Source organism: Adlercreutzia aquisgranensis (assembly GCF_943193145.1).
In the GTDB taxonomy this organism is placed as follows: domain Bacteria; phylum Actinomycetota; class Coriobacteriia; order Coriobacteriales; family Eggerthellaceae; genus Xiamenia; species Xiamenia aquisgranensis.
In genome coordinates, this window is record NZ_CALPDA010000013.1 from 36658 (window position 1) to 58981 (window position 22324).

At 63.6% G+C, this 22324-nt stretch carries 17 protein-coding genes; 3 read left to right on the top strand and 14 right to left on the bottom strand.

Translation table 11 applies throughout. The annotated features are described in order from the left end of the window. Positions 1-2: 2 nt before the first annotated feature. The 3 genes from argB to argC are packed head-to-tail and all read right to left on the bottom strand — an operon-like array spanning position 3 to position 3432. A complete protein-coding gene (argB, locus tag NFR41_RS08865) occupies positions 3-956 on the bottom strand; it encodes an acetylglutamate kinase (RefSeq protein WP_251231559.1) in 954 nt (317 codons plus the stop codon). Beyond that, positions 953-2314: a bifunctional glutamate N-acetyltransferase/amino-acid acetyltransferase ArgJ gene (gene argJ, locus NFR41_RS08870; RefSeq protein WP_251231560.1), complete on the bottom strand. Its 1362-nt coding sequence runs from the start codon at positions 2312-2314 to the stop codon at positions 953-955. Before argJ ends, argB begins: the two co-directional genes overlap by 4 nt. Before the next feature lie 50 nt (positions 2315-2364). After that, a complete protein-coding gene (gene argC, locus NFR41_RS08875) occupies positions 2365-3432 on the bottom strand; it encodes an N-acetyl-gamma-glutamyl-phosphate reductase (protein WP_251231561.1) in 1068 nt (355 codons plus the stop codon). A gap of 333 nt (positions 3433-3765) precedes the next feature. Between argC and NFR41_RS08880 the strand changes: the two genes are divergently transcribed. Beyond that, positions 3766-5100 carry a glutamate-cysteine ligase family protein gene (locus NFR41_RS08880; protein WP_251231562.1) on the top strand — a complete coding sequence of 445 codons (1335 nt, stop codon included), beginning with the start codon at positions 3766-3768 and terminating at the stop codon, positions 5098-5100. A gap of 250 nt (positions 5101-5350) precedes the next feature. Here NFR41_RS08880 and NFR41_RS08885 read toward each other — a convergent pair whose 3' ends face one another. The 6 genes from NFR41_RS08885 to NFR41_RS08910 all read right to left on the bottom strand — a co-directional run bounded on the left by NFR41_RS08885 (position 5351) and on the right by NFR41_RS08910 (position 13391). Further along, a complete protein-coding gene (locus NFR41_RS08885; RefSeq protein WP_251231563.1) occupies positions 5351-5884 on the bottom strand; it encodes an NYN domain-containing protein in 534 nt (177 codons plus the stop codon). A gap of 10 nt (positions 5885-5894) precedes the next feature. Beyond that, the gene (gene rlmB / locus NFR41_RS08890; protein WP_160212829.1) at positions 5895-6641 is read right to left on the bottom strand and encodes a 23S rRNA (guanosine(2251)-2'-O)-methyltransferase RlmB; all 747 of its coding nucleotides are present in this window, start codon (positions 6639-6641) and stop codon (positions 5895-5897) included. A 192-nt stretch (positions 6642-6833) separates the two neighbouring features. Further along, a complete protein-coding gene (locus NFR41_RS08895) occupies positions 6834-8207 on the bottom strand; it encodes a peptidylprolyl isomerase (RefSeq protein ID WP_251231564.1) in 1374 nt (457 codons plus the stop codon). A 431-nt stretch (positions 8208-8638) separates the two neighbouring features. Continuing rightward, a complete protein-coding gene (gene uvrB, locus NFR41_RS08900; protein WP_285833871.1) occupies positions 8639-10762 on the bottom strand; it encodes an excinuclease ABC subunit UvrB in 2124 nt (707 codons plus the stop codon). 278 nt (positions 10763-11040) lie between these two features. Beyond that, positions 11041-11889, bottom strand: coding sequence for a zinc ribbon domain-containing protein (locus tag NFR41_RS08905; protein WP_251231565.1), 849 nt, complete (start codon positions 11887-11889; stop codon positions 11041-11043). A 14-nt stretch (positions 11890-11903) separates the two neighbouring features. Beyond that, complete coding sequence (locus NFR41_RS08910; RefSeq protein ID WP_251231566.1) at positions 11904-13391, bottom strand: Ltp family lipoprotein; 1488 nt, start codon at positions 13389-13391, stop codon at positions 11904-11906. A 369-nt stretch (positions 13392-13760) separates the two neighbouring features. Here NFR41_RS08910 and NFR41_RS08915 point away from each other — a divergent pair, with 369 nt between their 5' ends. Both NFR41_RS08915 and NFR41_RS08920 read left to right on the top strand, forming a co-directional pair. Then, positions 13761-14015 carry a DUF4160 domain-containing protein gene (locus NFR41_RS08915; RefSeq protein ID WP_251231567.1) on the top strand — a complete coding sequence of 85 codons (255 nt, stop codon included), beginning with the start codon at positions 13761-13763 and terminating at the stop codon, positions 14013-14015. Positions 14016-14019: 4 nt separating this feature from the next. After that, a complete protein-coding gene (locus NFR41_RS08920) occupies positions 14020-14295 on the top strand; it encodes a DUF2442 domain-containing protein (protein WP_160212835.1) in 276 nt (91 codons plus the stop codon). A 45-nt stretch (positions 14296-14340) separates the two neighbouring features. On the opposite strand, the gene map is transcribed toward NFR41_RS08920, so the two are convergent. The 5 genes from map to NFR41_RS08945 form a co-directional block, all read right to left on the bottom strand. Continuing rightward, on the bottom strand, positions 14341-15225 hold the full coding sequence (gene map, locus NFR41_RS08925) for a type I methionyl aminopeptidase (RefSeq protein ID WP_160212836.1): 885 nt from the start codon (positions 15223-15225) through the stop codon (positions 14341-14343). A 91-nt stretch (positions 15226-15316) separates the two neighbouring features. Beyond that, positions 15317-17767, bottom strand: a complete 2451-nt coding sequence (pheT, locus tag NFR41_RS08930; RefSeq protein ID WP_251231568.1) for a phenylalanine--tRNA ligase subunit beta — start codon at positions 17765-17767, stop codon at positions 15317-15319. A 39-nt stretch (positions 17768-17806) separates the two neighbouring features. Next, positions 17807-18868 carry a phenylalanine--tRNA ligase subunit alpha gene (pheS, locus tag NFR41_RS08935; protein WP_251231569.1) on the bottom strand — a complete coding sequence of 354 codons (1062 nt, stop codon included), beginning with the start codon at positions 18866-18868 and terminating at the stop codon, positions 17807-17809. 251 nt (positions 18869-19119) lie between these two features. Next, the gene (locus tag NFR41_RS08940) at positions 19120-20307 is read right to left on the bottom strand and encodes an ATP-binding protein (protein ID WP_251231570.1); all 1188 of its coding nucleotides are present in this window, start codon (positions 20305-20307) and stop codon (positions 19120-19122) included. Between the two features lie 189 nt (positions 20308-20496). Beyond that, positions 20497-21729 carry a hypothetical protein gene (locus tag NFR41_RS08945; RefSeq protein WP_251231571.1) on the bottom strand — a complete coding sequence of 411 codons (1233 nt, stop codon included), beginning with the start codon at positions 21727-21729 and terminating at the stop codon, positions 20497-20499. Positions 21730-22324: the final 595 nt, after the last annotated feature.

The window sequence follows — 22324 nt, forward strand, 5'->3', positions numbered from 1 at the left end:
CCCTAGTTCTCGCAGTTCACCAGCAGCTTCGACGCGAACTTGCCCAGCGGGTGCGCATCGTAGGTGCAGGCTTCATCGGTAGTGTGCATGGTGGTGCCCACGCCGGTGCTGGTCAGAAGCTCCAAAAGCAGCGCGTGGGGCGTGGTGCCGTTGATGATGTGCGCGCGGAACACCCCGTCCTGCAGCGCCTGGATGCAGGCCTGCAGCTTGGGGATCATGCCGGTGGACACTGTCTCGTTCTCCACCATGTACTGGGCCTCGAACAGCGTGAGGTTCGAGATGAGCGTATCCTTGTCCTGGAAGTTCTCGTACAGCCCGTCCACGTCGGTGAGGAACATCACCTTGTGCGCCCCCACGGCGCCAGCCAGATGCCCCGCCACCATGTCGGCGTTCACGTTGTAGAAGCCGCCGTCCTCGCCCAGGGCAACCGTCGCCACCACGGGAATGTAGCCGCTGGCCACCAGGTCGTCCAGCAACGCGCGGTTGATGCGGGACACGTCCCCCACCCGACCCAGCTCGGGCGACTTCTGCTTGGCCACGATCACGCCTCCGTCGGCCCCGGATATGCCCACGGCGAAGTTGCCGTGCACGTTCAGGGCCGCCACCAGCTCCTGGTTGACCTCGCCCGTAAGTACCGTGCGCACGATCTCCATGGTCTCGGGGGTGGTCACGCGCTGGCCGTCGCGGAACTCCACCGGCAGGTTCGCACTCTCCATGGCGCGGTTGATGGCCTTGCCGCCGCCGTGGACGATGACCGGGTTCGCGCCGATGAGCTTTAAGAGCACGATGTCCTCCATGACGTCGGCGCGCAGCGTCTCGTCCACCATGGCGGCGCCGCCGTACTTGATGACCACCGTCTTGCCGGTGATGTGCTTGATCCAGGGAAGCGCCTCTACGAGCAGCTCCGCCGCGCGGGCGTCCACTCCGTTGGGCCGTGTCTCCTTTGCGTACTTCATGAGCGGTAATCTCCGTTGATCGAAACGTAGTCGTGGGTGAAATCGCAGGTCCACACCGTGGTGCTGCATTCTCCGGCGCCCAGGTCGGCTTCGATGACCACCTCGGGCGCCTGGAAACGTCGCAGGGCCTCGTCCTCGTCGAAGGGCACCGTCAGGCCGCACCGGCAGACGGGAATTCCCATGATGGATATGGCCACGTCCTCCTGGGCGAATGCAGCGCCGGAGCGTCCGAGGGCGGCGGCGATGCGGCCCCAGTTGGCATCATGGCCGAAGATGGCCGTCTTGACAAGCGGGGAGTTCGCCACGGTGCGGGCGGCGGCATCGGCATCCTGGACGCTGGCTGCGCCGCTCACGGTGACGGTGACCAAGCGTGTGGCCCCTTCACCGTCGGCGGCCATCTGACGCGCCAGGCTCTGGCACACGCCGTCGAGCGCGCACTGGAAGGCCGCGAGGGCGGGCGAGCCTTCGGAGAAGCAGGGCTGGCCATCGGCCGCCTTGCCGCTTGCCAGCAGAAAGCAGCTGTCGTTGGTGGAGGTGTCCGAGTCCACGGTGACCTTGTTGAAGCTGCCCTGAACGGCGCGCACCAGGCAGCGGTGCAGCATGTCGTCGCGCACCGGCGCGTCGGTGGTGACCACGGCGATCATGGTGGCCATGTTCGGCATGATCATGCCCGACCCCTTGGCCATGCCCCCCACCGTGAAGGTGGCGCCGGGATACCCCACGGCGTCGCCGGGAAAGCGCACGGCTGCGGTCTTGGGTACCGTGTCGGTGGTCATGATGGCCCGCGCGGCACGCGCCCCACCTTCCGGCGACAGCTGTAAGACCGCCCGGGGTAGGCCGGACTCGAAGGGCCCAAGCGGCAGGTGCACGCCGATGACCCCCGTCGAGGCAACCATCACCTCGGAAGCCGGGCAGCCCACGGCCTCGCCCGCCAGCCGCGCCGTCTCCTGGGCGGCACGCAGTCCCTGCTCGCCCGTGGCGGCGTTGGCGTTTCCGGAGTTGACCACCACGGCCCGGGCCGTTCCGTAACCGCACCCTCCCAGATGGGCGCGGCTTACCTGCACCGGCGCCGAGCAGAACACGTTGCGCGTGAACGTCGCAGCGCAGGAGCAGGGATCCCCGGATGCCACCAGGGCCATGTCGAGCCTATGCGGATCGTCGCGAAAGCCCGCATGCACGCCTGCGGCCGAAAAGCCCTTCGCGCTGGTAACGCCGCCGCCCTCCACGAACGAGAAGCGCACCAAGGGCGGCACGCCGCAGCGCTGCGCCAGCTCGTCCATGTTGACTTCGGCAGCAGACGCGACCCGCCGCTGCGTGCCGGTCGGCGCGCCCTGCTCCACCTCAGCTTGCGTGCCCATTGCACAGCCCTCTTTCGATCCGATCGCCTTCATCGCGCGCGTCGCATACCTTACAGCACGGGCACCGCTATGCGGCACAGCCCGGCGTCCTGCGGCAGGCCGCACAGGATGTTGGCGCATTGCACTGCCTGGTCAGCCGCCCCCTTGCCCAGGTTGTCTATGGCGCCTATCGCCACCAAAACGCCCGTGCGCTCGTCGACCACCGCGCTTACATGAGCGCAGTTGGTGCCCACCACCGACGAGGTCTTGGGCAGCTGGCCCTCGGGCAGCACCGTCACGAACGGAGAGCCCTCGTAAGCGCGCCGATACAGGTCCAGGACCTCGGACGTGCTGCGAGGTGCATCGGGGGCAAGCACCATGGTGACCGTAGAGAGCAGCCCGCGGTTGACGGGAGCCAGGTGCGGCGTGAAGACAACCCGGCCCGGCAGCCCCAGGATCTGCTCGATCTCGGGGGTGTGGCGATGGGAACCCACGCCGTAGGCCTCTACGTTCTCGTCGGCGAAGCAGAAGTGGGTGCGGGATGAGCACTTCTTCCCCGCCCCGGTAACACCCGAGATGGCGTCCACCACCACCGGCATGCCGTCCGCCACAAGGCCGGCCCGCACCGCCGGCGCCGCGGCCAGCGACGTTGCGGTGGGATAGCAGCCGGCGCAGGCCACAAGGGCCCCCTCTCCCGCTTCGTAGCGCTCGCGCGCGCAGGCCAGGTCGTCGCCGAATAGCTCCGGCAAGCCGAACGCCGCCCGTCCGAGCAGCTCGGGCGCCGTGTGGGGCACCTTGTACCATTGCTCGTAGACTGCCGGGTCCTTCAGGCGGAAGTCGGCGGACAGGTCGACCACCGCCGCCCCCCGGGCCACATGGGTCGGGGCCATGGCGAGCGCCGCCGTATGGGGAACCGCCAGAAATACCACGTCGGCCGAGGCCACGGCGGCATCGTCGTGGGAGCAGAACGCAAGGTCCGTGCTGCCGGCGAACCCGGGGTACTCCTGCGCCACGGGCACGCCCGCAAGCTCGTTGGACGTGGCGGCCACCAGCGTGAAGGAGGGGTGCCCCAGAATCACGCGGACGAGCTCTATGCCCGCGAACCCCGCCGCACCGACGACCGCAACCGTTTTGCCCATGACCTCCCAACCTTCCAACTATCCCGCAGCCGACTGCGCGCCACCCTTGCGCACGGCACCCGAAAGGGATTCAGCGCATGACGCACCCGCTGCTTGTATTGAGCGTATCCTTGGTATTTTACTCATGAAACTGCATAGAAGCGCGATTCCATGCGAATTTCTCAGGAGCAGACAACTCTCGGCGGCCGACGGGGCGCCAAGCCGGCGCCGCGGAAGGCGCCCATGTCGATTTCCCGACGAAACGACTCAGCTACGGTAGCGCGTCCCTCTTGTCGACTAGGATAAGATGGTTCGGAACAGATACGCACCGCAACCCTCACCGAGGAGCTGACCATGACGGCCTTTCCCCAACCCTACGCCGATACCCTCTCGCGCATAGCCGCGAAGGAGCGCCGGGCAACCCGCGAGAACCCGCAGCGCCCCGACCAGCCGGCCCGCGCGAGCAACATAGCGGCCATCGTGTCGTTCTACGAAAGCGGCATCAAGCCCAGCGGCGCCGACGAGCGCATCGGCATCGAGCTCGAACACATCATCGTCCACGACGACGGCCGGCCTGTGAGCTACAGCGGCGAGCACGGCGTGGAGGAGCTGCTGGGGCTCCTTGTGAAGGAGTACCCGCGCACCACCTGCGACCCCCAGGGTGATCTGCTGGGCGTGGCGCGGCCCGGCGAAGCGGTCACCATAGAGCCCGCAGCCCAGCTGGAGCTTTCCGCTGGTCCCTTCTCCGACCTGGACACCGCGCGCGCCGCCTTCCTCTCGTTCGAGCAGCACGTCGACGCCATCCTGAGTCCGTGGGGCGAGCGCCTCTGCAACGTGGGCTACCACCCCACCGCCAAGGCCCGCAGCCTGGAGCTCATCCCCAAGCGCCGCTACCAGTTCATGAACATGTACCTGGGAGAGCGCGACAGCGAAGGGGTGTGCATGATGCGAGGAAGCGCCAGCACCCAGGTGTCCATCGACTTCGTGAGCGTGCCGGACTGCCTGCGCAAGCTGCGGCTGGCCTTCAGCCTGTGCCCCCTGTTCGCGCTGATGGCGGACAACGCGCCCATGTTCGAGGGACAGCCGCGCACCCACCAGATGATGCGCACCTCCATGTGGCAGCACACCGACCCCGACCGCTGCGGGCTCGTCCCCGGCGCGCTGGACCCAGCGTTCACCTTGGAGGACTATGCCAGCTACATCCTGGACACGCCCGCCATCCTGGTATCGTGCACCACCAACCAATGGTGCTTCGAGGACCGCACCTTCGGCCAGATCTACGCCAACCGCACCATGACGCCGGCGGAAGTGGAGCACGCGGTCTCTATGTTCTTCACCGACGTGCGCCTGAAGAACTACGTGGAGATCCGCCCCGCCGACAGCATGCCCATCCCCTTCGCCATCGCCTACGCCGCGCTGGTGAAGGGCGTCTTCTACAGCGACGAGAACCTGGAAGCTCTCGATGAGCTTCTGGGCACGGTGACCGACGAGGACTACGTGGCCGCCCAGGAAAGCCTCATGCAGAACGGCTACGACGGCATCATCTACGGCCGCATCGCCGCCGAGCTGGCAGATACCGTAGTCGCCCTGGCCAAGCAGGGACTCGCGCAAGGCGAGCTGGGGCACCTGGTCCCCTTGGAAGAGCTGGTATCCCAGCGCAAAACGCTAGCCGACCTGGAAAGCCTCTAGCCCGCACAAACTGCACGGGCTCACGGCTCGGGGGTCCACGCGCGGTTCCGCACGAGGGCAGAACGCGAAGCGTTCGGAGCCCGAGCCCAGGACTGCCGAGCGCAAGCTTCATGTGAGCTGCACGGGCACATGGTGCAGGGGTCCGCGCGCAGTTCCGCACGAGCGCGGAACGCGAAGCGTTCGGGCGCGAGCCCAGGACTGTCCGAGCACGGACCCCTGCGCCATGTGCCCCCCAACCGCAAACGGAGAATCAGGAATCTCGCAGCGCCCTCAACTTCGCCAGAGCCTCGGGGCTGATGCGCTCGGCCAGAGTGTTTTTGACTGCCACCTTCGGCGAATCGTCCAGCTTCGCCTGCTCGTAGTAGGAGTCCACCTCGCGGGAGAACCCGTCGGCGCTCATGCGGTCCACGCCGTAGCCGAACACGGTGTTCTGGATGGAGGCATCGCTGGTCACCACCATGGTTTCCACGCCGCGCTCCCGCGCATCGCGCGCCAGCTTCTCGATCACCTTGTCCGCCGACTGCCCCGCCGGGCTGAACACGATGCGCACGCCGCCCACCACCGTGGGCTGGCCAGTTGAGAACTGGTTGCCGGCGCCGTCGAACACGATGATAGCGCTGCTATCGCGCCCGGCCAGACTCACCACGTCGTCGATGAGGCGGTCGCGAGCGCTGTTGAACGCATCGTCGGTGTAGTCCTCGCTGCTGCTCAGACGGTATCGGCTGCCGCTGCGCAGCACATTGTAGCCGTCGACGATGAGCAGCCGCTTCCGCTGGCGTGTCATGGGGACGGCCCTAGGAGTTCTGCTGAAGCCAGAAGTACATGAGGGCCGTGGCGGACTGGGCCACGTTGAGCGACTCGATGTCGCCTTTCATGGGCAGCCGTGCGAACAGGTCGCAGTGCTCGAGCACCAACCGCGAGACGCCCTCCTGCTCGTTGCCCAGCACGAGCGCGATCTTGCCCTTCATGTTCACGTCCCAGGCCACGGGCTCGGCATGCTCGGTGGCGGCCACTACCCAGAAGCCGGCCTCCTTCAGGCGGCCGATCGACTGCACCATGTTCGACACCTGGGCCACGGGCATATGGGCAATGGCGCCAGCGGAGCTCTTGTAGGTGGAGGCCTCCACGCGGGCGGAGCGCTTGTTGGGCACCACCAGGCCCACCGCCCCTACTGCCTCGGCGCTGCGGGCGATGGCTCCGAAGTTGCCGGCATCGGTGATGTGATCGCACAGCACCACCAGAGCAGCCCCGTCGCAGGATTCAGCTTTCCCCTGGGCCGCGTCTATAATCTCACCGATGCCCACATAGGGAAACGGAGCCGCTTCGGCCGCCACTCCCTGATGGCTGCCCCGGGCCGACAGGTCGTCCAAAGTCTTGCGCGGAACCATCTTCACAGGCACGTCGAAGCGACGAGCCTTGCGCATGATATCCTCGATCATGGGGTCGCGCTTCACGAAATCGCCGATGAGTATGCGCTTCAGAGGCACTCCCACGCGGAACGCCTCGATAACCGGGCGCTTGCCCTCTATGTAGTCAGCCATGGAAAACCTCTCTGGGATACGTTGGTTGGCGCCGCGCCCTCTGCCGAGGCCGGGATCGGCGCCGGCGGCATGCGCGGCTCGCTATTGTACCAAAGCCTTCGCACGCGCGAATAGAAAAGCGTCCCGCCGACACAGCAGCGGGACGCTCGGGTTCGATTCGCAGCCGGGCTCGAAAGCCGAAGCCGATTGGGCTTACTGGTTGTTGGTGCCAGCGTTGCCCTGGGCACCGGCACCGTTGGCAGCGGCATCTTCGTCAGCCGCATCTGGACCGGCGCTATCCGCAGGCTCGGAGCCATCAGCCTTCGGCTCGCCGTCGGCCGCGGGCTCAGGGCCCTCGGTTTGAGCTGGCTCGCCCTGGGTGGTGGTGTCGTCGGGGGTCTCGGGCGCCGTCAGGGTCACGTCGTCGGCGGAGGACACGTTGTAGGCGGACAGGTCGATGTCATAGGGCAGTCCCTCGGGCATCGGAGAGATCTCGATGACGGCGGCCTCCTGCAGGTTCGCGAACCAGGTGTAGAAGTCGAAGGTCGAAGCACTGCTGTTCACCTGACCCTGCAGCGAGGACAGCAGGTCGGCGGGAATCTGATCGACAGAGGTGTAGCCGCCGGCAGGCACGGAAAGCTCGTCGGTGCACAGGATGATGTGGTAGCCGTAGTCGGTCTCCACCACGCCGCTCATCTCGCCCACGGACAGCTCGTCAAGGGCGTCCTGGTAAGCAGTCACAAAGCCGCCGCCCAGCTTGTCGTAGCCCACATCGCCACCGCTGGTGGAGGAGCTGTCGTCGGAGTGCTGGGCGGCAGCGTCGGCGAACTCGATCTCGCCGGCCTGCAGCTGGGCGAGCAGGTCCTCGGCCTCTTCGCGCAGCTCAGCCTTCTGCTCGGCAGACAGATCGTTGCCGTTCTCGTCCTTGGTCAGGAACAGGATATGGCTGGAGCGCTTCGCGCCGTCGATGTAGTCGGCATTGGCGTTGGCAAGCTCGAGAACCTGAGCGTCCTCGTCAACGGGCTCGGCGCCGGCGCTCTCCTGGGCCTCCAGCTCGGCAGACAGCTTCTGCTGCAGCAGGTTGGGGCGAATAACCTCTTCCATGTAGGTCTCTTCGGTCAGGTTTGAGGCCTCGAGGGCGGCAGCCCATGCCTCGTCGGACTCGAACTGCGACTTAGCCAGATCCAGCTGCTCGGCCACCTCTTCGTCGGTCACGGAGACGTTGTAGGCCTCGGCAGCGTAGTCGAGCAGCAGCTCGCGCACGTAGTAGTTCACCACGTCGTCGCGCACCGTCTCGGGGGTGTAGCCGTTGGTGACCATCCACTCGGCCCACGCCTCGTCGGACTCCAAACCGGTATCGGTGCGGAAGTCGGCCACGTAGTCGGTTACGGCCTTCTCGCCCACCACGCCACTCTTGGAAACCCCGTTGACCTCCACGGAAACCGTAGCCGCAGTGCCCTGTGAGGTGTTCTCGATACCATCGCCACCATCGCCACCATTGTTGCCCCCGCAGGCGTACAGGCACCCGCCAAGGGCGACCGCCATGGCCGTCAGGCCGGCGACCTTCAAACGGCGAAGATTCTTCATAGAAGCAATCCCTTCTCTTGTACCATAGACTCGGCTAGACGGACCGCCAAGACCCGAAAGCGCAGCAATCCCTAGAAAGCCTAGCCTTTTCGTATACATTTTGCCCATTGCGACACCGTTTGTCGACAAAGCCTCCGCCGTTGCATATAAACAGCATAAATGACCACATCAATGAACCTTTTTTCAGTTTTCTTTCAGGCTTTCGACAATCCTTCCAACCCTTGGCGCGCCGCTCTGGCCGCTGCGGGCGAAAGCCGCAAGCCAGCGCGGCGCACAAACGGAAAGCCGACCGCCGCCCGCACTGGAAAGCGGCCTGCCCGGAGGGACCCTCGCCCAGGCCGCGACGATAAGCCGTGCCGCCCCGTCGCCGGCACGCCCTTCTTCGGGCGCGAACGGGGAGACCGTCCGCCGGCAGGCGGCAGGCGGGCGCCCTACACGCGCCCGGGCATCTTCGTCTTCTTGCGGGCCGTCTTCTTCAGGCTGGCCAGCACGTCCTGTTCCGGCGCCCCCTCGAAGCTGGCGCGCAGCTTCACCACCTGGTCGCGCAGGCGGGCGGCTTCCTCGAAGTCCATGGTGCGCGCGGCCTCGGCCATGTCGTCTTCCATGGAACCGATGATGCGCAGCACCTCTTCGCGCGACAGCTCGGCCAACTCGCGGTTCACCTGCTCGGCGGTGGTCGACCCCATCTCGTCGGTCACGTAGCTCATGATGTCGTTGATAGCCTTGCGGATGGTCTTGGGCTCTATGCCGTGCTCGGCGTTGTAGGCCTCCTGGATGCGCCGGCGCCGCGCGGTCTCCTTGATGGCGCGGTCCATGGAGTCGGTGGTCTTGTCGGCGTACATGATCACCTGGCCCGACACGTTACGCGCCGCGCGGCCGATGGTCTGGATAAGGCTGCGGTGGTTGCGCAGGAAGCCCTCTTTGTCGGCGTCCAGGATGGCCACCAGCGACACCTCGGGCAGGTCCAGGCCCTCGCGCAGCAAGTTGATGCCCACCAGCACGTCGAACTTGCCCAGGCGCAAATCGCGCAGGATGTCCACGCGCTCCAGCGTTCCTATGTCGGAGTGCATGTAACGGGCGCGCACCCCCTGGTCGAGCAGGTGGTCGGTCAAGTCCTCGGCCATCTTCTTCGTAAGGGTGGTGATGAGCACGCGCTCCTCGCGGGCGGCGCGCTCCTTGGCCTCGTCGATGATGTCGTCTATCTGGCTGGCGCTGCTGCGCAATATGATCTGGGGGTCCAGCAGGCCCGTAGGGCGAATCACCTGCTCCACCTGCTGCTGGCTCACCTTCTCCTCGTAGTCGCCCGGGGTGGCCGACACGTAGACGAACTGCGGGATGCGCTCCTCGAACTCGTCGAAGCGAAGGGGACGGTTGTCCAGGCAGCTGGGCAGGCGAAACCCGTGCTCAGCCAGCGTGACCTTGCGGGAGCGGTCGCCTTCGTGCATACCGCGGATCTGGGGCACCGTGACGTGGGATTCGTCGATGATGCACAGGAAATCGTCCGGGAAGTAGTCGATGAGCGTGTAGGGCGGCTCGCCTGGCTGCCGGCCGTCCAAATGGCGCGAGTAATTCTCGATGCCGCTGCAGAAACCCATGGTCTCAAGCATCTCCAGATCGTACTGCACGCGCATTTCCAAGCGCTGGGCCTCCAGGAGCTTGCCTTCCTCGTTGAACTGCTGCAGGCGGTCTCGCAGCTCGTCGCGGATGGTAGTAAGGGCCCGGTCCATCTTCGGGCGGGCGGTGACGTAGTGGGAGGCGGGCCAGATGGGCAGTGCCTCGAAGTCGGCCAGCTCCTCGCCGGTGACGAAGCTCACCTCTGCGATGCGCTCGATCTCGTCACCCCAGAACTCCACGCGCACCGGGTTGTCGGCGTAGGGCGGGAAGATGTCCAGCGCGTCGCCGCGCACGCGGAAGGTGCCGCGCTTGAGCTCGTAGTCGTTGCGGTCGTACTGGATGTCGATGAGCTCGTGAATGACCTGGTCGCGGTCCATTTCCTTCTGCTTGTCCAGAAACACCGCCATGCCTGCGTAGTCCATAGGGCTGCCGATGCCGTAGATACAGCTGACCGACGCTACCACGATGCAGTCGCGCCGGGACAGAAGCGCGCTCGTGGCCGCATGGCGCAGCTTCTCCACCTCCTCGTTGATGGAGGCGTCCTTCTCGATGAAGGTGTCCGACGAGGGCACGTAGGCTTCCGGCTGGTAGTAGTCGTAGTAGCTGACGAAGTAGACCACCGAGTTATCCGGGAAGAACTCCTTGAGCTCGGCGGCAAGCTGGGCGGCCAGGGTCTTGTTCGGCGCCATGACCAGCGTAGGCTTCTGCACCGCCTCGATGGTCTTGGCCATGGTGAAGGTCTTGCCGGACCCGGTGACACCCAGAAGCGTCTGGTAGCGCAGGCCCTCCTCGATGCCGCGGGCCAGCTTCTCTATGGCCTGGGACTGGTCGCCCGAGGGCTCGTAGGGCGCCATCACGCGGAAAGGCGTGTTGGCCAGGCGCACCTCGGGAAGCTTCCCTTCCATCTGCATGCCCTCGATGTTCTTCAAGTGGCTGGACATTGGCACGGCCCTCCGTTCGCATTGCGGCGAGAGCCCCGAAGGTCCCGCCGGATAGGCGAACAAGTGTACCACCTACAACCGCGGGCGGCAACGCCAGATGCAACCCGCCACGACTCCGTTGAGGTTGAAGAAGGGCAACGAACGCGCTCCAGCCGCAGAAAGTTGCACGTTGTCGATGACGTAGAAGGCGATTCGGTTTTTTCTTGTAGAGCGAATCCGGAGAAACGCCCTGATCGCAACAGGACGCTTCTCCTTCTAGCGGCATTTCGCGACAGCGGTTACCCAAAGAACTGCTTCACCTTGTCAAAGCACTTGGCGGCTTCGGAGTCCGTTTCGCTAAAGTCCTCGGAATATGTTTGTAAAGACCCACTAGGGCTAACAGCCATTTTGATTAAATCAGCGTATGCATCGTAGTACTCTTTGAGCTCGTCATAGGCTTCCTTCCATTCATCGGGAGGATTCCGAAGATCCTTCATCATGGAATCGACGGCAGCCTTGTTCGATTCCACGGCAGCCACCTTCTTCGAAAAATCGTCATCGGCGAACAAAGCAGCGATGGATGTATTGAAATCCTCGTTGAACTTTCCTTTTGTCTGCGTGAATTTGTCCGTCTCCTCGTCCTCTTCCTCGAAAATGGTGTTGTACCAAACGCTTTTGATAAGGTTGCCGCATTCTTCCGCGGTAACGGCGCCCTCTAGCATGCTGTAAGCGACAGCCTCATACTTCGATGCGTAGGAGGCCCTGGCCTCCGCCATCTGCTTCTCTTTGTTTTGTGCTTGTATGTTCTCGTAGACCAGATAACTAGCAACGAGAAGCGCTACGAGAGCGATAACGGCAATCAGAGCCTTAACAAGCGCTCCAGATGACTCTCGATGAGGACCCACAGCGGCCTTTTTCTCAGATTCCGCGTCTGTCGTTTTCTCGAAAGGGTAGCCGCACTTCCCACATAATGCAGCCCCCTCTTCCGCAATCGCCCCGCACTCAGGGCACCTCTTGGATTCCGGTAGCCTTTCAATAACCGCCCCGCAGTGTATACACGCACCCGTTTTATCCGAAATCTCTTTCCCGCATCCCGGACATTCCATCAACGACGTCCCTCGTTCCTCCCCACACTCGTTCTGTCCCATTCCAGAAGCAACCTTTACAGCCCAACCGAGTCCACGCCGTAGACGGCTTGGTCGTAGGTGTAGCCTTCGTATTGGAGCTGGTCTATGAGGCCGCTACGGGAGAACCCCATGAAAACAAGGTAGTCCTGGGCGCTCTTAGCCGCCTGCTCGTACCAATCGGCGCCGCAGTTGTCGGCCCCGTAGGTTGCGTCTTCCGTGGAGTAGCCTTCGTACTCCAGCTGCCCGATCAGGCCGGTATAGGAAAACGGCATGTACTTGATGTAGTCTTTAGCTGTCCGAACCGCGTTGCTTTGGCTAGTCGTAGGCTTGGCCTTCCATGTGGCGTTCACCGTGAGATCTTCGGTTACACTGGAGAAATCCACGTCCCAACCGACGAAATCCATGCCATCCATTTTGGGGCTCTTCGGCGCCTCTGCAGCCTCGCCCTCTTTGACGTACGAACTCTGAATTTCGCTGCCGTTGCCATCGGTGAACGTCACTTTGCAAAGTTTCTTCCACATCGCCTTCACCGTTGCATCTTCAACAATGGTCGAAAGGTCGGTGTCCCAGCCGGCAAACTCGTAGCCCTCCCATTCCGGATCGTCAGGAGCCTTAATTTCCGAGGCGCTGAATGCGGGCACCTCGGCGAGGACGTTCCCCGCCCCGTCCTCAAACGTGACACGCATCGCATGCTGGATTTCCGGGGTAAGCTTCACGTCTTTCGTCGCACCAGTTAGCACGATATAGCCGTCTCGGCGCTCGACAGCAGCCTTGCTGTCGCCCTCCACCTCCCAACCGGTAATACGCTCCCCTTCGGGCATGGTCGGCTCCTTTATCTTCAAGGCGCCGCCATTGCCGAAATCGACTAGCTTATAGTCGACGACTTCTCCTTCCCCGTACTCCACGGAAGCGCCAACAGGGGAGCCTTTCTCGATCCTGAAGCTATTCGTGATGGCCTCGAGCTGCTGGTATTCGTAGCTGTTCTTGCCTACCTCACCAAAAGCCACGATGGTCCAAACCCAGCCATCGCTAAACACTAGTTTAAAAAAGCCCCGGTTTTTTTCCTGATAGAGAATGCGCGCACCCCAGTTGCGAGCGGCCCCTATATTGGCTTCCTCCAAGGCAGATACAAACTGATAGTTTTCGTCACTTCGGTATTTTTCGACAATCTCTTGGGCGGCCGCCTCCGTTTCGCTCTCGAAATTCCCCGATTCGGATGGGGCAGGAGACGCCATGATGCCGACGATACCGTATGTACCAGCTAGGATGTCGACTGCCTCGACGCCCTTATCGCCCATATTCGTGTCAGGCTGGGTTTTCCACTCCGACGGATAGTCGACGGTCAAACCGTTTACGGTGACGCTTGCATCCAAGCCAAAATCATCAGCAACCGCAATCGGCTCCTCAGGCGCCTCTTCCTGCGCCCCGTCCAAGGCAGCAGACCCGGCGCTACAACCGGCGAATGCAAGGCACACCACACTGGCGCACGCAGCTGCGACACACGCTATAACGAATCGTCTCAAGAAATTGGCTCGTTGTCCAAGCGCCGAAATATTGGCGCGTTCTGTTTCACCCGAGCCGCAAGACCCTAGAAGAGAGGCGTTAGAGAGAGCCCCCCCCCTGCACAATCTTTCTCATACCCATAACTCATCCCATGCTTCCTTGTGCGGCAAGCCCCTGGTTCCGAAGGCTAGTCACCCCTTGCCCGTCTCGCAAACCGCAACTTTAGCACGACAGTATATCGCACATCGCTTACACCTGCGGCAAGAACAGTCTTCCGCGAAAGAAAAGCCCGCTCGAAGCAGCACCAGGTGGCCGCAGGTGCCGCGCCTTCCGAAACCACAGTGGCATCTGGATGCTATACTGGGCAAAACGCAACCGAGGGAGGCGTCGTGCCCGAGATCAGCCGCTTTTACGGGATAGTCATTAAGATGTTCTTCAAGCCGAAGGAACACGAGCCCAGCCATATTCACGCCCTTTACGGAGAGTACGTAGGTGAGTTCAACCTGAGGACGCTCGAGATGACGGAGGGCGACCTTCCCCAGAAGGCCCAGGCTTTGGTCACGGAATGGCTTGGGCTGCACGCCGACCAGCTTCAGAGGATGTGGGACACCCAGACCATCGAGAAGCTTCCTCCGCTGGAGTAACCGCATGGCCATCCGACGCATCAAGCATATCGATCCGGTCTTGCCCCTGAAACTGAGGGTATCCTTCGACGACGGCAGAGTCGTCCTCTACGACGTTGCGGAAGATGTGCGGGATATCCCCGCCTACGCCCCGCTTGAAACCGTCCCGGGGCTTTTCGGCCAGGTCCAGCTCGACCAAAGCCGGACCTGCGTGTTCTGGAACGACGAAATCGACCTGCCAAGCGACGCCGTCTACGAATACGGCGAGGAAGTCGCGCCTGCACACGACGGCGTAAGGTAGCCCCTGCGGCGGCGGTCTCGTCGGCCAACGCCGGCGGCGGCGCTCCTACCAGGACAGCACTTCGGCGCCGTCTTCGGTTACCAGGACCTGAATCTCCCATTGGGCGGTGTCGGAGCCGTCGGCGGTGCGGACGGTCCAGCCGTTGGGGTCGGACATGTCGATCTCGCAGCCGCCGGCGTTGACCATGGGCTCGATGGTGAACACCATGCCCGGCGCCAGAACCATGCCCGTGCCCGGTTCGGACACGTGGCTCACGAACGGGTCCTCGTGGAACTCCAGCCCGATGCCGTGGCCGCCGAACTCGCGCACCACGGTGTAGCCCTGGGCTTTCGCGTACTCGTTCACCGCCGCGCCCACATCCCCCAGAAGCCCCCAGGGCTTCACGGCCGCAAGACCGGCCTCCATGGCGCGCTTCGTCTCCTCCACCAGGCGCCGGCGCTCGGGCGACACCTCGCCGATGCAGAACATGCGCGAGCTGTCGGAGAAGTATCCGTCCAAAATGGTGGAGCAGTCCACGTTGACGATGTCGCCCTCCTTCAGCACGTCGTCAGGCGAGGGGATGCCGTGGCAGACCACCTCGTTGATGGAGGTGCATACGCTCTTGGGGTAGCCCTCGTAGTCCAAATCGGCGGGAACGGCCCCGTGCTCGATGGTGTAGTCGTAGATCCACCGGTCGATCTCCTCGGTGGTCACGCCGGGGCCGATGCGCTGCCCCACCATGTCGAGCACGCCCACGTTGATGGCGGCCGAGCGCTTGATACCCTCCACATCCTCCGCCGTCTTCAACAGCCCGCGGGCCGGCACCTCGAAGCCGGCCTCGTAGAGCGCCTGCAGCCGGTCGTCCTCGGCCAGGTGGCACTTCTTGTACTTCTTGCCGCTACCGCACCAGCACTCGTCGTTGCGGCCCGGACGCCCTTCGCCGTCGTACATGGACTTCGCTTCCTTCCTGAAGAAGGGCGGCGCGCACCGGCACCGCCCCGAACGAATCTCGCCAGCCGCCGCCCGCAGACGGCGCCGTCGTCTAGCCGCGCACCTCGGCACCCGTGGCGGCGCTCACCTTCTTGACCAGGCGCTCGTGGGCCCGCTCCACCTCGTCGCCGGACAGAGTGCGGTCGGCGGCACGGTAGGTGAGCGCGTAGGCCATGGACTTCTTGCCGGCCCCCACGCGCGCATCGTCGCGGTAGACGTCGAACAAACGCGCATCCTCCAAAAGCTTACCGCCGGCGCTGCTCATGCACTGCATCAGTTTCTCGTGGCTGGCGCCTTCGTCCACCACGAAAGCCACGTCCACGCTCACGGCCGGGAAGGTGGGCACCTCCACGTAGTCGCGAGCAGGACGGGCGCTCTTCTGCAGGGCGTCCAGCGTAAGCTCGAAGGCGGCCACGGGAGCCTGGGCCTCGAAGGCGGCCACGGCCAGGGGATGCAACTCGCCCACCCAACCGAGCACCGTGCCGCCGGAAAGCACCTGGGCGGCACGGCCCGGCTGCAGCCACGGCGCCTCGTCGGCAGCGAGCGCTTTGAAGCGCAGCTTCGGCAGCGCCAGCTCGCGGGCGAGGCTTTCCACAACACCCTTGGCGTCGAAGAAGTCGAAGGCTTCGGGGCGGGCGTTCCAGCCCTCCTGCCCCATAGCGCCGGCCAGCACGCCGGCCACGTAGGTACGCTCCTTGGGGCTCTTCTTGCCCTCGCGGGCGAAGAACACGGTGCCTACCTCGTAGAGCTGCACATTCGCCACGCCGCGGCTCTGGTTGTAGGCCACGGAGCGCAGAAGCCCGGGGATGATGCTGCGACGCATCACCGACTGCTCGGAGTTCAGCGGGTTCAGAAGCTCCACCGCGCTGCCGGCCTCCTCGCCGGTCATGCGCAGGCGGTCCATATCGCCCGGCTCGGCGAAGGAATAGGTCATAGTTTCGTTCATGCCGCTGGCGCGCAGGGTGTGGTTGACCACGTCCACCACGTGCTCGCGCGCAGAGCGGGTGCCCACGCGCCCGCGACCGCCGGGCAGCGTAGGCTCGATGCGGTCCATGCCCCACAGGCGCAGCACCTCTTCGTAAAGGTCGATCTCGCGCTCCAGGTCGGGACGGAACGTCGGGGCTACCACCGAAAGCACCGCGGGGTCGCTAGTAGCCGACACCTTGCAGCCCAGACGGCCCAGGATGTCTACGATGAACTCGGCGGGAATGCTCGCCCCCATCATGGCGTTGAAGCGCGAAATGCGGAACGTCAGCTCGGCCGGCATGGTGCGGCTTTCCCAGACGTCCACCACGCCCGGGCGCACGGTGCCGCCGGACACCTCGGCCAGAAGCGCCGCGGCAGCCTGCGAGATCTCCTCCACCGGGTTGTCGTCCACGCCGCGCTCGTAACGCATGGACGATTCGCTGATCAATCCCAGGTTGCGGCTGGTGCGCGAGGTGTGCGAGCGGTTGAAAGCGGCAGCCTCCAGCAGCACGCAGGTGGTGCCGTCCTCCACCTCGGTCTCAAGACCGCCCATGACGCCGGCCAGGGCCACGGCGCGTTCGGGGGTGGCGATGACGGTGGTGTCGGCGCTAAGCACGCGCTCCTGGCCGTCCAGCGTGGTGAAGCGCTCGCCGTCGGCAGCCGGACGAACCACGATGCGCACCGACCCGTCGGGCTCGGCCAGACGGTCCGCATCGAAGGCATGCAGGGGCTGGCCGAACAGGAACATGATGTAGTTCGTGACGTCCACCACGTTGTTGATGGAGCGGCACCCGGCGGCCGTCACGCGCTCGACCAGCCATTCGGGGCTGGGCCCCACCTTCACGTTGTCGATAATGCGGGCGGTGTAGCGCGGGCAGCGGTCGGCATCCATGATGTCGATGGAGACCGTATCGGCCACAGGCGCACCAGCCGTCACGTCCGCAAGCTTGGCGGCCATGGCCCCAAGCGGGTTCTTTGCGTCCTCCTGGTACATGGCGCCCACCTCGCGCGCCATGCCCACCATGGACAGGCAATCGGGGCGGTTCGGGGTTATCTCCAGGTCGAGCACGGTGTCGCCTAGGCCCAGGTACTCGGCGATCGCCATGCCCACCGGCGCGTCTTCGGGAAGCACCCAGATGCCGCTGTGGTCGGCGCCGAAGCCCAGCTCGCGCTTCGAACAGCACATGCCGCAGCTGGTAACGCCGCGCAGCTTGCTCTTCTTGATGGCGAAGTCGCCGGGCAGCACCGCGCCCACGCAGGCCACGGGCACCTTGATGCCGGCGGCGATGTTGGGGGCGCCGCATACGATCTGAACCAGGTCGCCGGCGCCCACGTCCACGGTCACCACGTGCATGTGGTCGCTGTCGGGATGCGGCTCGCAGGTTTCTACGAAGCCCACCACCACGCCGCCAAGCCCCTCGCCCACGGTCTCCACGCCCTCGACGCCGGTACCCGTCAGGTCAAGCTTGTCGCAGAACGCCTTCGTATCCTTCGGCACCGCCACGTATTCGGAAAGCCACTTCAACGATACTCTCATGATATCTGTCTCTCTCTTGCTCTTGCGCGGGCCGCGGAACTAGAACTGACGGAGGAAGCGCATGTCGCCTTCCAGGAGCATGCGCAGGTCGGGCACGTTGTACTTCAGGCAAGCGGCCCGCTCGACCCCCATGCCGAAGGCGAACCCGGAGTACTTCTCGGGATCGATGCCCGACATGGAAAGCACGTTGGGGTCCACCATGCCGCAGCCCAGAAGCTCCAGCCACCCGGTGCCCTTGCACATGCGGCAGCCTTCGCCGTGGCACACCGCGCAGCTCACGTCCACCTCGGCCGAGGGCTCGGTGAACGGGAAGTAATGGGCGCGGAAGCGGGTCTTGCGCTCAGGCCCGAAGATGGCCTTGCAGAAGTAGTCGAGAGTGCCCTTCAGGTCTCCGAAGGTGATACCCTCGTCCACCACCAAGCCCTCGATCTGATGGAACTGGGGCAAGTGGCTGGGGTCGGCCACGTCGCGGCGGTACACCTTGCCCGGGGCTATGATGTAGATGGGCAGAGGCTGGTCCTCCATGGCATGCACCTGCACGCCGGAGGTCTGGGTGCGCAGCAGCACGTCGGACTCGCCACGCACCGCCGCCTCGTCTCCGGACAGGTCGCGCACGTAGAAGGTGTCCTGCATGGAACGGCTGGGGTGGTCGGCCGGGGCGTTCAGGGCCGTGAAGTTGTAGTAGTCGGTCTCCACCTCCGGGCCGCTGGCCACGGTGTAGCCCAACCCCAAGAACACCTCGGCAATCTCGTCGGTGATACGGCTGATCAGATGGCGCGTGCCCATCTGCTGGGCACGCCCGGGCAGCGTCACGTCCACGGCCGCGGCGTCGATGGCCGCCTCCAGCTCGGCGGCAGCCAGGGACTCCTTGGCCTTCGCCAGGGCCTCCTCCACCGCCACGCGCGCATCGTTGACGGCCTTGCCAACAGCCGCCCGCTCCTCCTTCGGCACCTGCCCCATCTGGCGCAGATACGCCGTGAGCGTCCCGGACTTGCCCAGAACCGCCACGCGCACCTGCTCGAGCGCAGACGTGTCCGCCGCTCCCGCAACCGCCGCCAGCGTGCTGTCGCGCAGCGCCGCTACTTCCTCTGCAATGGCCATGCTAACTGCCCTTCCGTCGTCCGCCCGAATGCGCAGAACGCACGGGAGCACCGTCCGTCCTGGTTTTTTCGATAACAACGTATGTTAACGCAATTCTTCGCCGCAAGGTCGAATTCCACAGCGGCAGCAGGCAAAAGCGCCCCGCACGGCACAGCCGTGACCCGCCCAATCCCGCACAATCGACAGATTGGCGCAAGAGAGGCTTGCGAGCATGCGGTTATGCGGGATTCAGAAGCGTCCGTCGGGAACTATCAGTAGGTCAGCCCGAACGCCCACAGGGGCACTGTGTTGCCGAACCCATATTCGATGTCGTCCTTCACCACCACACCACGTGCGGCCCCCGCGAGCTGGCGCTGCCCTTTGCTTCGACCGCCCACTTCGAAGGTGATGCCGTTGATCTCGAAGTCGGCCAAAGGAGAGGCGGTCACTTTGTGGTTCACACGCATCTGGTTGAAGAAGAACGTCTCCCGTACAGAACCCACGTTCTCGGAGCCGTCACTGAGACCGTACAGAATGTTGGTGTTGTCCAGATAGACCTTCTCCACCTTGCCGAGCGAGTTCAGCCCCGTAACCTTCGTCCGCAACTGGGCGATCATGCCGGCTTTCTCCATGAGCAGAAGATACTCCTCCACGTTGTTGCGGCTCACGCCGACCTGACCGGCTAGCTGAGCGAAATTGGGCTTGAACGGCGAAAGGACGCTCACGTACGCCATGAGCTTCCGGAGCTTCCGCCCTGTCGAGACCGTCATGGAGGCAAAGGAAGGGATGTCGACCTCGAGGGTTCGCACCACCACTTGCCCCAGCTCCATATCGAAATCAGGGTCTACGCCGAACGGATAATAGCCTGTCCGCAGGTAATCATGGAAAAGAGGCAGAGGGTGGTCGATCCCGGGCAAGAGCGCCTGCTGTCCCAGTATCTCGTCAAGGGACAACGGCTCCATCTCTATTCCATGGCGCATAGCCAGATATTCTCGGAATGACAGCCCCTGCAACAAGTAACGCGGGGCACGCCGGCTCAAGTCGGCCTCGCCCTTCTCGATATCAAGCACCGACGAGCCCGTGAAAAAAACATGCAGGCCCGGAAGCATGTCGTACATCATCTTGAGCTCCCGGGACCAACCGGGGTACTTGTGGACTTCGTCGATGAAGAAATGGGTCCCTCCCATCTTGAGGAACCCTTCGGCCGTGTCGTAGAGCGTATGATCCGCGAAGTAGAGGTTGTCGGCGGAAACAAAGAGCGGCTTCTCGGCAGAACCGCGCTCCTTGATGCGCTGGAGGAAGAGGGTGGTCTTCCCCACACCCCGCGGCCCAACCAGGCCAAGCATCTTGTTTTCCCAATTTATCTGCGGATAAAGATATCGCTTGAAGCCGGTAGGGACTCCATCCACCATGCGCTGCATCGTTTCGAAAAGCCGCTGCATCGGCTCACCGCCTCCCATATTGCACTACTTGAGTGCAATATTAACACAAAAACGCACTCAAGCAGTGCACACTCTGTAGCGCCACGGCCTACTTCGCCGCGATTGGGCCGAGCGACTTCCGGCATCATTCGGGCGCACGAGGCATCCTAAACCACCGATTGGCAAATATGCGGGGCGTTGATATGTCGACAACGCAAGATGCAACCCTTATACCGGCGCCAGCCTCATCCCCCCATCCTCGACGGAGATCCGGAAACACCGCCGATCGGGGTTCGGCGGTTCGGTAAACGAGGCGCCACACTCCCCTATGAACGCTTCGAACGCATCCCAGTCCTCGCCCAGGAACGCAAGGTACTGGCACCGTTCGAGCGCTCCGGTGGCCGCAGCTGGTTCGTCCTGCGAGGTCAGCTGAACCACAGCTCCCTCCGTCTCGTACAGTGCCACGAAATAGGCGAGGCCGGACGGAGCGTCCACGAAACATGCCACCGTACTGTTGGGGGGAATGGTGCAACCCTCTCCCAGGACCGAGGAAACAGGTCGCCGACCCTCGGAGTATCCTTCCGGCCCCCGACTTCCGTAGGGACTATCGACGATAAGCGATATCGCATTAGGCACAAGCGAGCAGCACAGGACGACTCCGATCAGCACCGGCGCTATCCTGTGAAGCCGGTCCTCGACGAGATGCACCCCGACGCGGACCTCGTGCCCGCTGGGCCGTTCGGACGTTTCTCTCAGGCAGCACCATATCAACCCTCGGGTCGACAGGCATGCAAACACGAGGAGAGCCGTCCCGTAATACCTATCGAAGCCACCCAGGCTGCCAACCGTTTCCGACGGAGGCATGAAGTATGTATAAAGAACGACCAGCGCAAGCACCGTCGCCAGCACCGTTGCGTTGGCCACCGCCGCGCACCGCTCCAAGAATAACGCTGGAGATCTTCGAACCCGGCAGAGAACAATGGTGCCGAAACACGCCGCATTCAGCCCCCAGAACACGACAACCCGCGTCGCATCGGAAGCAAACGCATCGACCAGCACGCGAAGCGCCACAACCGACAGGTCATCCATGGGGGCACCCTGGAAACGATCGGCAGTCACCGAGAATTTCCCGCTTTCGTAGCCCGCCGCAAAAGCGCCGTCCACATGAGCGTTCCAAAACACGCTGAAAACCAGAAAGAGAGCCACGGGAACCAGCATGGCACAAATTGGTCCGATAACGTCTCGACGACCGTTACGGCAATTGCGCAGCCCTCGAACCAGGAGATAGGTTCCCAGCAGCAGAAACAGCGCTAAGAATATCTTTCCGTTATCTTTGACGAAGGAGCACACCAGCACCGGCAGCGAACCGCAAAGCAAAAGCCTCGGAAGCCCTCCTTCGCGGGAAAGCAGTATCAGCACCGAAGAGACGAACAGCAGCCCCAGCAGCGCATCGACGAGCACGCTCGTTATCCTGATAACAGGCGTCATGAACAGCATGGCCGAAAGCGCAAGCAGTGTGCATAGGATATTCCTGGCAGCCTCCCGCTTTCCGCAAAGTCGCCCTTCGAAAGGCGCCCAAAGCGCGCAGAGAGCCGCTACAACCAGAATGTTCTGGGCGAAAATGGTATGCCCTTCCGTATAACCGACCAGCACGTCGACGAAGTAGATGAACGAAGCCGACGCGGGAGGGTAGTTCACAAATGAGCCCACCCGCGAGACAATGGATCCGTCAGCGGGGAAGCATCCGGTGGCAAACATGTCCTTCACGATGGACCCCCAGTGGGAGAACTCATCGTAGTAGACGTAGGTCAAATCCTTGCAGGCAAAGGCAAGCAACCAGAAGAGAGCTAGAAAAAACAGGATGCCAGGATTTCTCAGAAAGGCAGCTGCCCGCTGGCGCCACGAAGGCACCGCGGCTGCAGCCAGCAGAAGAGCAATGCCGACACCGTGCAAAAGCCAACTCGATTGAGACAGACAGTCGACCAATCCCGACAAAAAAACCGCCAGGTCCAAAAACGAGAGCGCAACGACCGGGCAAAGCGCAGGAGCCAGGCGG

Coding starts and splice junctions, on each gene's coding strand:
- NFR41_RS08940 (WP_251231570.1), bottom strand. CDS start 20,307: ATGGGAGGCGGTGAGCCGATGCAGCGGCTTTTCGAAACGATGCAGCGC.
- NFR41_RS08880 (WP_251231562.1), top strand. CDS start 3,766: ATGACGGCCTTTCCCCAACCCTACGCCGATACCCTCTCGCGCATAGCC.
- rlmB (WP_160212829.1), bottom strand. CDS start 6,641: ATGGCTGACTACATAGAGGGCAAGCGCCCGGTTATCGAGGCGTTCCGC.
- NFR41_RS08885 (WP_251231563.1), bottom strand. CDS start 5,884: ATGACACGCCAGCGGAAGCGGCTGCTCATCGTCGACGGCTACAATGTG.
- NFR41_RS08920 (WP_160212835.1), top strand. CDS start 14,020: ATGGCCATCCGACGCATCAAGCATATCGATCCGGTCTTGCCCCTGAAA.
- map (WP_160212836.1), bottom strand. CDS start 15,225: ATGTACGACGGCGAAGGGCGTCCGGGCCGCAACGACGAGTGCTGGTGC.
- pheT (WP_251231568.1), bottom strand. CDS start 17,767: ATGAGAGTATCGTTGAAGTGGCTTTCCGAATACGTGGCGGTGCCGAAG.
- argJ (WP_251231560.1), bottom strand. CDS start 2,314: ATGGGCACGCAAGCTGAGGTGGAGCAGGGCGCGCCGACCGGCACGCAG.
- uvrB (WP_285833871.1), bottom strand. CDS start 10,762: ATGTCCAGCCACTTGAAGAACATCGAGGGCATGCAGATGGAAGGGAAG.
- NFR41_RS08905 (WP_251231565.1), bottom strand. CDS start 11,889: ATGGGACAGAACGAGTGTGGGGAGGAACGAGGGACGTCGTTGATGGAA.
- pheS (WP_251231569.1), bottom strand. CDS start 18,868: ATGGCCATTGCAGAGGAAGTAGCGGCGCTGCGCGACAGCACGCTGGCG.
- argC (WP_251231561.1), bottom strand. CDS start 3,432: ATGGGCAAAACGGTTGCGGTCGTCGGTGCGGCGGGGTTCGCGGGCATA.
- argB (WP_251231559.1), bottom strand. CDS start 956: ATGAAGTACGCAAAGGAGACACGGCCCAACGGAGTGGACGCCCGCGCG.
- NFR41_RS08895 (WP_251231564.1), bottom strand. CDS start 8,207: ATGAAGAATCTTCGCCGTTTGAAGGTCGCCGGCCTGACGGCCATGGCG.